Here is a 13,884-nt window from a genome sequence, read left to right as displayed (position 1 = left end):
CAATCTATAAAAAAGGGGAGTGAACATCGTGAAAAAAGTGCTGATCGCCGGCGGAAATGGTGTGATTGGGAGACTGCTTGCTGAAGGGCTTATTTCAGACTATGAAGTGACAGTGCTTGATAAAGATCATTTCGATGGCAAAGCCTCTTCCATTCAGGCTGACGCGGCAAATTATGAGGAGCTGTTGAAGAAGATTCCAAAAGATATCGATGCCATCTTGAATTTACTCGCTGTTAAAATCAAATACGATATTATGGACATCGCTGAGTTTGAAAAAATGACGGATGTTTTCTATAGGGCAAGCTATTATCTGTGCCGTGCGGCAGCGGAGCTCGGCATTCAAAAGCTCGTGTTCGCCAGCAGCAATCATGTCACAGATGTATACGAAAAAGACGGGCGCTCGCTCTTAGGACGGGAAATCACAACAAGCGATTATCCGCTGTCAAAAAACTTGTACGGTGTATTAAAGCTGACCTCTGAACAGATTGGCCATTTGTTTTATTTGGAAAATAAGCTATCAGTAATCAACCTTCGAATCGGAACAGTCGTGACAGATGAAATGGATACGCTGCATGAAAAAGAACGGACGAAAAAGACACTGCTTTCTCACCCCGATCTGCTGTCGATTTTTAAAGCCGCTATTGAGACCAATATCCGGTACGGCACTTATTACGCCGTCTCTGATAATCCGGGCCGGCCATGGTCCATTGAATCTGCCGTGAATGAACTTGGGTTTTCGCCACAAATCAATACGGCCGAACTTCTGAACGGGGAGGAGAACGGAGCATAATCATTTTCTAAGATTATGCTCTTTTTCTTTTGTTATCGGTCTCAATTCGCGGAAGCCCCCGCCCGGCCGGGGACTCTGTTCAAATGATTATAGACATGGCAATCACAGATTTGCTACATTTTAGACACGATATCGTCACATGCTGAGCTCGGTTTTCAAAAATATGATAACGCTTACAAAGAGAGGTGGGAGCTATCGCACATTCACTGAAAAACCGTCTGTTTGATATGTTGATTTATGGTTTCTTGCTGATGTTCGCTTTAATATGCGTACTTCCGTTCATTCATGTCATCGCAGCATCCTTTGCCACAGTAGAAGAAGTCGTGTCGAAAAAATTTATTTTAATACCGACCACTTTTTCGCTAGATGCTTATCGCTACATTTTTTCAACAGATATTATTTATAAGAGTTTGCTTGTTTCTGTGTTTGTGACAGTGATAGGCACTGCGGTCAGCATGTTTCTTTCTTCACTGATGGCTTACGGGTTATCCCGCCGTGATTTAATCGGCCGGCAGCCGCTCATGTTTCTCGTCGTATTTACGATGCTGTTTAGCGGCGGCATGATTCCGACTTTCCTTGTGGTCAAATCGCTTGGATTGCTCGATTCTTACTGGGCGCTTATTTTGCCGACAGCCATTAATGCCTTTAACCTGATCATTCTGAAAAACTTCTTTCAAAATATCCCGTCAAGCCTGGAAGAGTCCGCGAAAATTGACGGGTGCAATGATCTGGGCATATTCTTTAAAATTGTGCTGCCGCTGTCTCTTCCTGCGATCGCAACGATTTCACTATTTTATGCGGTCACGTATTGGAACACGTATATGACAGCCATCTTGTACTTAAATGATTCAGCAAAATGGCCGATTCAGGTGCTTCTGCGCCAAATCGTCATTGTATCAAGCGGTATGCAGGGGGATATGTCTGAAATGGGGTCGGGCAGCCCGCCGCCTGAGCAAACCATTAAAATGGCGGTCATAGTGGTGGCGACCATCCCGGTTCTGCTTGTCTATCCGTTTATACAAAAGCATTTTGCAAAAGGAGCTTTGCTGGGATCTGTCAAAGGATAAAGAAATATGAAACGGAGGGGTACGATGGGAAACAAATGGAGGGTGCTTTTGATTGTGCTTGTACTGGCACTCGGCGGAGTGCTGGCGGGCTGTAAAGGGGCTGATCAGTCTTCGGCTGAAGGCAAAGCTGGCCCGGATTCAAAGGTAAAGCTGTCTTGGATGGCGATTTTGTATCACCAGCAGCCGCCGAAAGACAGGGCGATTAAAGAAATTGAAAAGCTGACAAATACAGAACTCGACATCACCTGGGTTCCAGACGCGGTGAAAGAAGACAGGCTGAATGCGGCGCTTGCAGCGGGCAATCTTCCGCAAATCGTGACGATCCAGGATATTAAAAATTCGTCAGTCATGAATGCCTTCCGGTCAGGAATGTTCTGGGAAATCGGTGATTATATCAAGGATTATCCCAACTTAAACAAAATGAACAAACTCATTAATAAAAATGTGACAATTGACGGCAAGCTCTACGGGATATACAGAGAGCGCCCGCTTTCCAGACAGGGGATTGTCATTCGGAAGGACTGGCTGGACAATTTAAATCTGAAAACCCCGAAAACGTTGGATGAGCTTTATGAAGTGGCCAAAGCATTTACGGAGGACGACCCGGACAAGGATGGGAAAGATGATACATTCGGGCTGGCAGACCGTAATGACTTGATTTACGGCGCGTTTAAAACGATTGGCTCGTATGAAGGCATGCCGACAGATTGGAAGGAATCGGGCGGCAAATTCACGCCTGATTTCATGACACAGGAATACAAAGACACAATGAACTATATGAAAAAGCTGCGTGATAACGGGTATATGAATAAGGATTTTCCCGTCACAAGCAAAACCCAGCAGCAGGAGCTGTTTTCGCAAGGAAAAGCCGGAATTTATATTGGCAATATGGTAGATGCGGTCAATCTGCGCGACCATGCCTCTGATAAATCGATGAAGCTCGAGATCGTCAACCGTATAAAAGGCCCAGATGGGAAAGAGCGGGTATGGGCATCAGGAGGCCATAACGGCGTGTTTGCTTTCCCGAAAACGAGTGTGAAAACGGAAGCTGAGCTTAAACGGATCTTGGCTTTTTTTGACCGAATTGCCGAAGAAGATGTCTATAGCCTGATGACTTATGGCATTGACGGCGTTCATTACAACAAAGGTGAGGACAAAACGTTCACACGCAAAGAAAGCCAGGTAAAAGACTGGCAGACTGATATTCAGCCGCTGTCCGCCTTAATTGCCATTGATAAAGCCTACTTAAAAAACACTGGAGATCCGCTTCGGACGGCGTACGAGGAGCTGACCGAGGACAATGAAAAGATTATCGTCTCAAACCCGGCTGAAAGCCTTTATTCCGCATCGGAGTCGGAACGGGGGGATGAACTGAAGAAAATCATTGATGATGCGACTTATAAATATATGATTGGAGACATCACAGAAAGCCAGTTCGATAAAGAAGTGGAAAAATGGGAGTCAAGCGGAGGAAAACAAATTATTCAGGAATACGAAGAAGCATTTAAACAAACAAAATAATGTTGGGAAAACCCAAAACGCGCAAGCGGTTTTGGGTTTTTTACATGCTTCTTTTTTGCTGGCGGTAGTTTCCCGGTGTAATCCCCTCCAGCTTTTTAAAAGACCTGATAAAATTTTGCGAGTTTTTATATTTCAGCTTTTCGGCAATGTCCTTGACCGCCATGTCTGTTTCGGCAAGCCAGCTTTTCGCCATATGGTGTCGGTAGCTTGAGACATACTCGCTGAATGAAATACCCATTTCTTTTTTGAAAATGCTGCTTAAATAATTTGGGTTGTAATGCAGCCTGCGCGCGATTTCGTCCAGTGTCAATTCGGATTCAAACTCATGATGGATGATATGAATGATGTTGTCGGAAATATTTTTGTACTGGGCATCCGCGCGGGCGTTCACTTTGTCTGTCATCGGATCAATAAACTCATTTTTTAGCCAGTTTTCGGTATCCTCGAACGTTTTCAGCTCAAAAATTTGGTCATACAGCATTTTGTTTTCTTCAAGCTCAAACAATTCGATCCCAAGCACATGCATCAGCTCAATCACATGGTTCAAAAAACGGGCGATGGCGATTTGAAATTGATACGGGTTGGTGTTCTGGGTGAAAATGGCTTGCAAAATCGCGTGCAGGCATTTATCCGCTTTCTCCTTGTCTCCTGCTTTAACGGCATCGAACAGCTCATGCTGAAGCTGCTTTGGAAAATGGGTTTTGAAGGTTTTTTTCTGGTCAAGGTCTTCGTAAAAGATGATCGACTTGTTTTCCGCTTTAAGCCGGTATTTCAACGCTTCTGAGCCTTCCGCATAGGCTGTTTTCGCTTTTGTCAGCACATCAAACGGCTGGCTGATGCCGATGCTGACAGACAGCTGCAGCTCAGCTTCCGCTTTTTCCTGAATCATCCTTGCAGTCTCATTCAGCTCAGCTATGAATTCTTCTTTTGTCCCGCTTTGGTTGATCAAAATCGTCGCCTGCTGTTTGTCAACTACGGCGGGGGCAAGATGTTTGTCCGTCGGGATGCTGCGCTCAATCATGCTGTTGACGGCAAACAAAAGCAGATCCATATCTTTTTTCTCATAAGGCGTATGATTCAGTGTGTCAATTTGGAGCACAAGCAGGGCAAGGTGCCGCCAATTTTGCTTTAAGCCGAGGCTTTCAAAACGGTTATCAACCTCCTCATCCGTCAGTTTTCCAAGCATAAGCCTGACCATAAAATATTGCTGCAGATGAGTGGCCTGCTGCTTCATCGTTTCCTCAAGGTCGTCATTTCGGTCCTTCAGCTGCTTAAAGCTCTGTTCAATTAACTCAAATTCATTTTGAGGAGGCTGTTGTTTCTCTTGTATGGCTCCATGTCTTGCGAATGATTCGTAAAGCATCCTGATCGGCTTGTAAAAATGGCGGGAGCCCAGCCAAGAGAACAATAATGAAAGCGTTAACAAAATAAGGCATACTGCAAAAGTGATCCAGCCAATTGACTTGGCTTCTTTTTTTAGCTCGGGCAGGGAAACGAGAGAAAAATAAGTCCATGTATTATAGTCAGATTTTTGATAGGTGACTTTATAATGAATCCGGTCAATCACTGTTTCAAACTGTCCGCTATTGGCGGTTTGCGCCAGCACTTTTTGGACAAAGCCGTCGTTATGAAGAGATTCACCGACATCAGACATGTTGTTATGAAGGATAATGCGGCCTTTTTCATCGATGATAAACAGGTTGTTGGCGTTTGAATAGCCAGGCATATTTTTGACAAGCGAACAGCTCGGAATGCTTGCGGCGGCCAATCCTTTTGTATTTGTGCTGTTCAAAGGAAGCTGCTTAATTAAATTGATATTGTAGCGGCAGTTTTCTGCTGTGCTTTCTTTGGTTGAAATCAAATGATTGTTTTTCTCAAGCGTCCAATAGGAGCGGCTCGCTTTGTATTTCGTGTACGCTGAGGCTGCTTCATGAAGAGTGTCTGTATTCAAACGGTACAAACCGGAATTGTTCATGTACCATTTTTTCGTATAACTGACTAACGTCATGTTGGACAGATCGGTATCAAAGCTTTGCAGATAATTGAGCTCTTGGTTTACTTGGTTATAGATTTGAAATTGGTCTGAGTGCAAAGGCTCGGACAATGTGCGAAGGAGAGGCGGCGAACTCACATAGTGGGTTAAAGAGTGATCAACGGTTTTCAATATATGCTCGATGCTTTGCTGGGTCTGCTGGAGTGTGTCGAATTTTTCCTCCGAAACGTTGGAAATAGCCGTTTTCTGAGAGTGCTCGTACGAAAACAATCCGACCAAAATAACCGGAATGGTGCTGAGCAGGCAGAAAAACGTGATCAGTTTGTAGTAAAACTTGTATTGGCTTCTTTTCATAAAACCCCCCATTTCATAACATCCACTTCACCTTAATACAATTAATCCAAAGATTGATAGATATTGTCAATAATCATTTTCTAATATCGGTGTCTTTTTTTCAGGTGGACCTGCTGAACCCTTGATTATAAAGGGATAAAACAGGATGTGATCATATGATTGTAGACGGACTTTTGCCTGCTGCGCTACAGTGAATGCAAGAACCCGTGAAAGGAGGCTAGGAAAAAATGAAAACAGCAGAAGCGCAAGCGCCGGCTGTTGATACAGTCATTTTTAAAAAAGAAAAAAGAAAGCGCTTACTAAGTAAGCTGATTCAGCAAAAATATTTGTACTTGATGATTTTGCCTGGGTGTATTTATTTTTTGCTTTTTAAGTATGTCCCGATGTGGGGAATTGTGATTGCGTTTCAGGATTATCAGCCGTTCCTCGGCATTTTGGGCAGTGAGTGGGTGGGGCTGAAGCATTTTATCAGGCTGTTTACTGAGCCTACATTTTTTCTCTTGTTAAAAAACACGCTCGTGTTATTTGCTTTGAACCTGGCCATATTTTTCCCGGTGCCGATACTGCTGGCGCTTCTATTGAACGAAGTGCGGATTGCTCTCTTTAAAAAATTTGTTCAGACGCTGATTTATATCCCGCATTTTATGTCTTGGGTCATTGTTGTATCGCTTTCGTTTGTGCTGTTAACGGTAGACGGAGGCTTGATTAATGAACTGATTGTGTTTTTTGGCGGTGAAAAAATCAATTTTCTGCTGAACGAAGAATGGTTCCGGCCCCTGTATATTCTGCAGGTTATCTGGAGGGAAGCAGGCTGGTCGACGATCATTTATCTGGCGGCCATTACAGCGGTTGACCCCCAGCTGTATGAAGCGGCGAAAATGGACGGAGCGGGACGGCTGCGGCAAATGTGGCATATTACGCTGCCCGCCATTAAAAGCGTTATCGTCGTTTTGCTGATTTTGAAAATCGGAGACACGCTGGAGCTTGGCTTCGAGCATGTGTATTTGCTGTTAAATGCGACTAACAGGGAAGTGGCGGAAATTTTTGATACGTACGTTTATACTGCAGGGCTGAAACAGGGCCAATTCAGCTACAGTACAGCAGTCGGCGTATTTAAAGCGGCGGTCGGGCTGATTTTGGTCATGCTAGCGAATCGTTTGGCGAAGAAATTTGGCGAGGAAGGAATTTATTAAGAAAGGGATGGGATCAATGGATCAATCAATCGCTGTAAAATCGCCTCTTACGTACGCGGAGGCATTGGCAAAAACCATTATGAATACGTACACAGTCGAGGAGCTGCCTCCTGCAAACCGCTGGCACTACCATCAGGGTGTTTTCTTATGCGGTGTATTGCGGCTGTGGAAAGCAACCGGGGAAAAGCGGTATTTTGAGTATGCGAAGGCCTATGCAGATCTCTTAATCGATGATTATGGCAATCTATTATTTAGAAGAGATGAACTGGACGCCATTCAAGCGGGTCTCATTCTTTTTCCATTATACGAGCAGACGAAGGATGAACGGTATGTCAAAGCGGCAAAAAGGCTGCGCGGCTTATATGGAACACTGAACCGGACGTCTGAGGGCGGTTTTTGGCACAAAGACGGTTATCCTTACCAAATGTGGCTTGACGGCTTATACATGGGGGGGCCGTTCGCACTGAAATATGCCAATCTGAAGCAGGAGCCGGAGCTGTTTGATCAGGTTGTGCTGCAGGAGTCATTAATGAGAAAGCATACGAAGGATGCAAAAACCGGACTCTTTTATCACGCCTGGGATGAAGCGAAAAAAATGCCTTGGGCCAATGAAGAGACAGGCTGTTCACCGGAATTTTGGGCACGTTCCATCGGCTGGTACGTCATGTCTCTTGCTGACATGATTGAAGAGCTGCCGAAGAAGCATCCAAACCGTCATGTGTGGAAAAACACGCTGCAGGACATGATGGAAAGCATCTGCCGCTATCAAGACAAGGAGACCGGGTTATGGTATCAGATCGTTGATAAGGGAGACAGGTCTGATAACTGGCTGGAAAGCTCAGGATCCTGCCTGTACATGTACGCATTTGCGAAGGGAATCAATAAAGGCTATTTAGACAGAGCTTACGAAACAACACTGCTAAAAGCGTATCAAGGCTTGATTCAGCATAAAACCGAAACATCAGAAGACGGCGCGTTTCTCGTCAAAGACATATGTGTCGGAACGTCAGCCGGTTTCTATGACTATTATGTCAGCCGCGAAAGAAGCACAAACGACCTGCACGGAGCCGGCGCGTTTATTTTAGCTATGACAGAGCTGGAGCCTCTTTTTAGGTCAGCGGGGAAATGACAAAAAAGATACGTACGGCTTTGTGTGTGATCGTCTCAGTGCTCTTTTTGGCATCATGCTCAAGCAGGCCGGACGGAATGCATGTCATTCTCTTTTCTGATATGCAGGCTGGCGTACAGGAAAAAATAAAAAAGGCCGCCGAGCAGAATGCCGGGAAGGTCGATATCTTTCCAGCTTTTCAGGAAAAACTGCTGACTGAAATTACCGCCCATGAGGGAGATGTTTTCATCGTGCCTGAAGACATGTTTCAAGCTTACGATGATCCGGAAAATTTTCAGCCGTTAATCGGATTGCCTCCTAAAAAAACATCTCCTTATACAACTGTTAATAAAAAAACAGGAGAAAAAACGATCTATGCCGTTCAGATCGAAAAAGGGAAAAAACAGCTGAACGGCTATTCTTTTCGATTGAATCGCGATATGGCGGCGTTTATCCCTGTGTATGCTGAAAAAACAGAGGAAGCGCTGCAGCTGATTTCTCAACTAACTGAAGCCCGATAGAGGTGAGGATATTGAAGAACATCGTCTTTTGCGGATTGAGCAGCAGAGCATTCAGTATGTTTATCAAACCGCTGTTGGAGCGGTTTTCAACTCATTATGAGATTACGGGATTGCTGGATGCCGATCCGAAACGTTTTGCCGTTTGCAAAAAGAAATTTCCCGAGCTGGCCCACGTGCCCGAGTTTAGCGAAGATGCTTTTGACGAGATGATGCGCGTGTCAAAGCCTGATATCGTCATTGTGGCAGGCAGGGACGATACGCATGTCACATATATTGTAAAAAGCCTTCAGTGGGATACAGATGTAATTACTGAAAAACCAATGGTGACAACAGTGCAGGATGCCAATCGGGTGCTTGAAGCGGAGGCCAAAAGCGAAGGAAAAGTCACCGTCGCGTTTAACTATCGCTACAGCCCGTTTCATCGGAAAATAAAAGAAATGATTCTGGACGGAAAAATAGGCAGGGTCACCTCCGTTGATTTAAATTGGTATATTGATACGTATCATGGCGCCAGCTATTTTAAACGCTGGAACAGGTCGAGACAGTTTTCCGGCGGTCTTTCTGTCCATAAATCAACACATCACTTTGATCTCGTCAATTGGTGGCTCGGGCAAAATCCGGAAGAGGTATTTGCTTATGGCGCCTTGAATTACTATGGGCCGGACAGTGAGTGGAACCCCTTGCCCGAAGAAGACGGGCGTTTTTGCGGGACGTGCCGGGTCAAAGAAAAATGCCACTACTATTCAAGGTGGCATCCCCGTTCCTCTAAAGCTTCTATAAAAGATGATCATCTCGAAGCAGGAGACCAGTCTAGCTTATATACTGCATACAGGCCTGACGCGTGTATTTTTGACGAGGAAATTGACATCGAGGATACGTACGTAGCGGCAGTCAAATATGATGGCGGCGCACTGTTAAGCTACTCGATTGTTTTTTCGGCCCCGTATGAAGGCTACCGGCTGACGATCAACGGCACAAAAGGGCGTATTGAATCAAATGAATTTCACGAACCTTCCAGAATTCCGTTTGCTTTTCCTGAGCAGACAATCGAATACTATCCGCTTTTTGAATCAAAGCAGACGATACAAGTAGTCAAAAATGAAGGGGGGCATGGCGGAGGTGATCCGCTTTTGCTTGAGGATCTTTTTTTAGGAAAAGACCCGCTGCGCCGCTATGATATTTTAGCCGGGGCTGAAGCTGGAGCCTACTCCATCGCGGTTGGTGAGGGAATGTGGCGCTCGGTTGCCGAAAAGAAGCCGATCGGCATGAAAGAGCTTTTTCAGATGCAGAATGTATAATGCAAAAAAAGGAGGGGGCACCATGGAACATGATGGCTCACTGGGACGGATGCTGCGTTTTTGCGAATGGATCATGAGATTTGCGTATACAAACTTGCTGTGGCTGTTTTTTACGTTGCTCGGTCTCGGTGTGTTTGGCGTCATGCCCGCGACCGCGGCTTTATTCGCTGTCATGCGGAAGTGGATTCAGGGGCAGGACAACGTTCCGGTGCTCAAAACGTTTTGGCAGGAATACAAGGGTGAATTTTTTCGTTCAAATCTGCTCGGAGCTGTACTGGCGCTCATCGGAGTGATCATTTATATTGATTTGGCCTTCATTTATCCAAGTCATTTCCTTCTGCACATCCTGCGCTTCGCCATTATGATATTTGGCTTTTTGTTCGTATCCATGCTTTTTTATGTGTTTCCGCTGCTTGTCCATTTTGACTGGAAAAAACGTCTGTATGTGAAATTTTCGCTCTTGCTCAGTGTGGCGTATTTGCAATATACGCTTACTATGCTTGCGCTGACTGTTGCTCTCTTTTTCTTGCTTGCGTACCTGCCCGGCATTGTCCCTTTTTTCAGCGTCAGCCTTATCAGCTACTGCCATATGCGGATTGTTTATGCCGTGCTGCTGAAAGTGGAGCAGCAAGGCGGCGAGCCACAGAGGGAATCCCATATACGGAAAGCTTTTTATCCGGAAACGAGATAATCATCATTTCTCTATCATAAGGCTGTTCCAAACGGAATAGATTGATAGAGAAAGGAGAGCGGATAAAATGCTGAAGGTAGCGGTATTTGATGAAGAGCATGAAAAAGACTTACAGACGGAAATCAATTCATTTTTAAAAGGGATATCGGAGGAGCAGCTGATTGATATCAAATATACGGTTTCGGCAGCGTGCGACCCAGACGGCGAGCAGCTTTACTGTTTTTCCGCCCTTATCTTATATCGCAAATAAAAAGATCTTTCCGCAGGCACGGAAAGATCTTTTTTGTTAATATGCTTTTTTCACTCTTGGACTTCTCGGTTTATCGAGTTTCTCCGCTTTTTTGATCTCTCTTCTTTCTTTTGAGAGCGATTGATAGAGAGAGGCAATCATCAGCAGGATAACGATAGAAAACGGCAGCGCTGCCAGAATCGCTGTGTTCTGCAAAGCGGCAAGCCCTCCGGAATATAGGAGCACAGCCGCCATGGCAGACTGAATGATGCCCCAGCTGAGTTTCACAGAATTCGCCGGATTTAAAGAACCGTACGACGTCTGCATGCCCAGCACGAATGTAGCTGAATCTGCAGACGTGATAAAAAATACTGCGATCAGAATCAATGCAAGGATCGATGTCACCATTGTCAGCGGATAGTGATCAAGTGTTCCGAACAGCATCGTTTCAGTGGACAGCTTTGCTACATTGAACGCGCCTTTTTGCTGGAGATCCATGGCTGATACGCCGAAAATGGAGAACCATAGAAATGTCAAAATACAAGGTGTCACCAAGACGCCGATTAAAAATTCGCGTATCGTCCGGCCTCTGGATACACGGGCGATGAAAATGCCGACAAATGGAGACCAGGAAATCCACCATGCCCAATAGAAAATCGTCCAGCTGTTAATCCATTCGCGTTTTTCAGGATCATTCGGTGTCAGTCTGAAGCTCATTTGAACAATATTTTGAATGTATTGTCCGATAGAATCTGTAAATGAGTTCATTATCAGCACTGTAGGCCCGACAACGAGCATAAACAACATTAACAATCCGGCCAATACCATGTTTGTGTTGCTTAAATACTTAATTCCTTTTCCGAGTCCGCTCCACGCAGAAAGTAAAAAGAGCACTGTCACAATAATGATTAAAACCAATTGGACGATAAACGCATTCGGAATGCCGAACAGGTAATTCAAACCGCCATTAATTTGGGTTGCGCCAAGACCAAGACTAGTTGATACCCCGACAACAGTGGCGAAAACTGCAATACAGTCAATGGCCTTTCCGATCGGTCCGTTTACTTTATCCCCGAGAATCGGTGACAGTGTGCTGCTGATTAATCCGGGCGCGCCTTTGCGGAATTGGAAATAGGCAATGCATAATGCCACAATGGCATAAATGGCCCAAGCGTGCAAACCCCAGTGGAAAAACGTATAGCGGAGTGCATCTCTGAAGGCTTGGGGGGTTTCTGTTTCACCTGATGGAGAGCTAATTGCGTAATGGCTGATCGGTTCAGCCGCACCGTAGAATACTAAGCCGATTCCCATGCCTGCGCTGAACAGCATGGCAAACCATGATAATAACCCGAATTCCGGTTTTTCATCAGGCTTTCCGAGTTTGATTTTTCCGATCGGGCTGAAAATCAAAAAGAGACAAAACCCGACAAACAAAGAGACAACTAAAAGATAATACCAACCAAATGAATCGGTAATAAATGCTTGTGCCGATTGAGACACATTTTGCAGGCTGTCAGGAGAAATAACACCCCATAATACAGCTGCAGCTGTGATTGCAATCACAATCCAAAATACACTAGATATATGTTTCAACATTTCTCACCCTCTAATTTTTTGTGTACGCCTATATCTTGCTCGCAGGCTTAGTATGGTCGTACGATGGCAGCTCATTCCTCTCTTAAAATTACCCCGCAATCAGGTGAAACAAAACAAGTCTCACCCTAACATGAATGCGGGGAATGTTCAAATGTGAGTTTGGCGGCAAGAGATTTAAAGAGTAATGATTAAGAACGGGCGTATTGCCCGGCATTTAGCCCTGCAAGCCTGCCTGTGACAAGGGCGGAGGTAATATTGTATCCGCCTGTGTAGCCGTGGATATCCAGAATTTCACCGCAAAAATAAAGCCCCTCCATTTTTTTAGAAGCCATCTTTTTCGGGTCAATTTCTTTTACAGATACCCCGCCTCCCGTGACAAATGCCTTATCAAGCGACAGTGTGCCATTTGCGAGGACAGTAAACTGCTTGCAGTCCCTTACAAATTGTCTGAAAGGATCCTTCGGCAGCTCAGAAAACGATACGTTCGGAGAGATGCCGTTTTTTTCGAGCAGGAATAGGAGATAGCGCTCCTGCATCCAAGGCTTCAGCACGTTTTTAATGGTTTTTTTCGGTGCTTCCTTCAGTTCTTTATACATCTTTTGGAAAAGCGTTTCTTCATTGATATCCGGATACAAGTCGATTCTGATCGGCACTTGAGGCTGTTTTTTCAGCTCTTTTACGACAAATTGGCTGCATCTGAGAATGGCAGGTCCTGAGAGGCCGAAATGGGTAAACAGCATGTCCATTTTATGTGTGATAATCGGTTTGCCTTTTTTATTTAACACACTGACGGCTACATCTCTTAGTGATAAGCCCTGAAGTGTTTTTTGCTTAATGAACGGTTCGCCAGAAGTGACGGGAACCTCTGTCGGAAACAGCTCTGTTATGGTATGGCCCGCGGCTTCAGCCCATTCATAGCCGTCTCCCGTGCTTCCGGTATGAGGCACGCTTTTACCGCCTACAGCGATAATGACTGCCTGGCTATGGATCATTTCGCCATTATTCGTCACAATCCCTGCTGCCTGTCCATCTTCATATATAACAGATTTAATTTTCTCGTTCGTTCTGATTGTTACGCGGAGCTGCTTCAGCCTGTTTAACAGCGCGTCAACGACACTTTGGGCTTTGTCGGTCACAGGGAACATCCGGCCGTGATCCTCTTCCTTCAATTGAATGCCGAGGTTTTCAAAAAACTTGATAATGTCCTCATTATTAAATTCAGAAAACGCGCTGTATAAAAAACGCCCGTTGCCGGGGATGTGCTTGATAATTTCTTCCACAGGAAGACGGTTCGTCACATTACAGCGGCCGCCCCCGGAAATCGCGAGTTTCCGTCCTAATTTATTTCCTTTATCTATCAGCAACACGCCAGCGCCCTGTTCTCCTGCTGCAATCGCAGCCATCAAGCCTGAAGGGCCTCCGCCGATTACGATTACGTCATATTGTTTCATCTTTATCATCAACTTTCTTTTCATTTCGTGTGCGGACACCCCCGTCCGCAGTACTATTATAGCGAAAGAAAG

At 45.1% G+C, this 13,884-nt stretch carries 12 protein-coding genes; 9 read left to right on the top strand and 3 right to left on the bottom strand.

The window, feature by feature from the left end:
• Positions 1–28 precede the first annotated feature (28 nt).
• The 3 genes from KXZ66_RS15475 (at position 29) to KXZ66_RS15465 (ending at position 3,378) form a co-directional block, all read left to right on the top strand.
• Entirely contained in the window at positions 29–790 is a 762-nt protein-coding gene (locus KXZ66_RS15475) for an NAD-dependent epimerase/dehydratase family protein (protein WP_041851109.1), read from the top strand.
• Positions 791–996: 206 nt separating this feature from the next.
• Positions 997–1,857, top strand: a complete 861-nt coding sequence (locus tag KXZ66_RS15470) for a carbohydrate ABC transporter permease (protein ID WP_010886597.1) — start codon at positions 997–999, stop codon at positions 1,855–1,857.
• Positions 1,858–1,881: 24 nt separating this feature from the next.
• Positions 1,882–3,378, top strand: coding sequence for an extracellular solute-binding protein (locus KXZ66_RS15465; RefSeq protein WP_014480599.1), 1,497 nt, complete (start codon positions 1,882–1,884; stop codon positions 3,376–3,378).
• Between the two features lie 40 nt (positions 3,379–3,418).
• On the opposite strand, the gene KXZ66_RS15460 is transcribed toward KXZ66_RS15465, so the two are convergent.
• Positions 3,419–5,737, bottom strand: coding sequence for a helix-turn-helix domain-containing protein (locus KXZ66_RS15460; RefSeq protein WP_151870102.1), 2,319 nt, complete (start codon positions 5,735–5,737; stop codon positions 3,419–3,421).
• 215 nt (positions 5,738–5,952) lie between these two features.
• Between KXZ66_RS15460 and rmgP the strand changes: the two genes are divergently transcribed.
• From rmgP to KXZ66_RS15430, 6 genes are all read left to right on the top strand, one after another.
• Positions 5,953–6,918: a polygalacturonan/rhamnogalacturonan ABC transporter permease gene (rmgP, locus tag KXZ66_RS15455; protein ID WP_015251423.1), complete on the top strand. Its 966-nt coding sequence runs from the start codon at positions 5,953–5,955 to the stop codon at positions 6,916–6,918.
• Positions 6,919–6,925: 7 nt separating this feature from the next.
• A complete protein-coding gene (rmgQ, locus tag KXZ66_RS15450) occupies positions 6,926–8,047 on the top strand; it encodes an unsaturated rhamnogalacturonyl hydrolase (RefSeq protein WP_141949798.1) in 1,122 nt (373 codons plus the stop codon).
• Complete coding sequence (rmgS, locus tag KXZ66_RS15445) at positions 8,044–8,547, top strand: rhamnogalaturonan transport/degradation protein RmgS (RefSeq protein ID WP_080474428.1); 504 nt, start codon at positions 8,044–8,046, stop codon at positions 8,545–8,547. Before rmgQ ends, rmgS begins: the two co-directional genes overlap by 4 nt.
• Before the next feature lie 11 nt (positions 8,548–8,558).
• A complete protein-coding gene (locus KXZ66_RS15440; RefSeq protein WP_021480330.1) occupies positions 8,559–9,845 on the top strand; it encodes a Gfo/Idh/MocA family protein in 1,287 nt (428 codons plus the stop codon).
• A 22-nt stretch (positions 9,846–9,867) separates the two neighbouring features.
• Positions 9,868–10,536: a YesL family protein gene (locus KXZ66_RS15435; RefSeq protein WP_141949755.1), complete on the top strand. Its 669-nt coding sequence runs from the start codon at positions 9,868–9,870 to the stop codon at positions 10,534–10,536.
• A 67-nt stretch (positions 10,537–10,603) separates the two neighbouring features.
• Positions 10,604–10,786: a sporulation protein Cse60 gene (locus tag KXZ66_RS15430; protein ID WP_003223398.1), complete on the top strand. Its 183-nt coding sequence runs from the start codon at positions 10,604–10,606 to the stop codon at positions 10,784–10,786.
• Positions 10,787–10,822: 36 nt separating this feature from the next.
• Here KXZ66_RS15430 and opuD read toward each other — a convergent pair whose 3' ends face one another.
• Complete coding sequence (opuD, locus tag KXZ66_RS15425; protein ID WP_003229220.1) at positions 10,823–12,361, bottom strand: glycine betaine transporter OpuD; 1,539 nt, start codon at positions 12,359–12,361, stop codon at positions 10,823–10,825.
• A 188-nt stretch (positions 12,362–12,549) separates the two neighbouring features.
• On the bottom strand, positions 12,550–13,812 hold the full coding sequence (locus KXZ66_RS15420; protein WP_072173641.1) for a BaiN/RdsA family NAD(P)/FAD-dependent oxidoreductase: 1,263 nt from the start codon (positions 13,810–13,812) through the stop codon (positions 12,550–12,552).
• Positions 13,813–13,884: the final 72 nt, after the last annotated feature.

It is taken from the genome of Bacillus sp. LJBS17 (assembly GCF_019334685.1).
Classification (GTDB): Bacteria; Bacillota; Bacilli; order Bacillales; family Bacillaceae; genus Bacillus; species Bacillus subtilis.
This window is presented reverse-complemented; position numbering and strand designations above follow the sequence as displayed.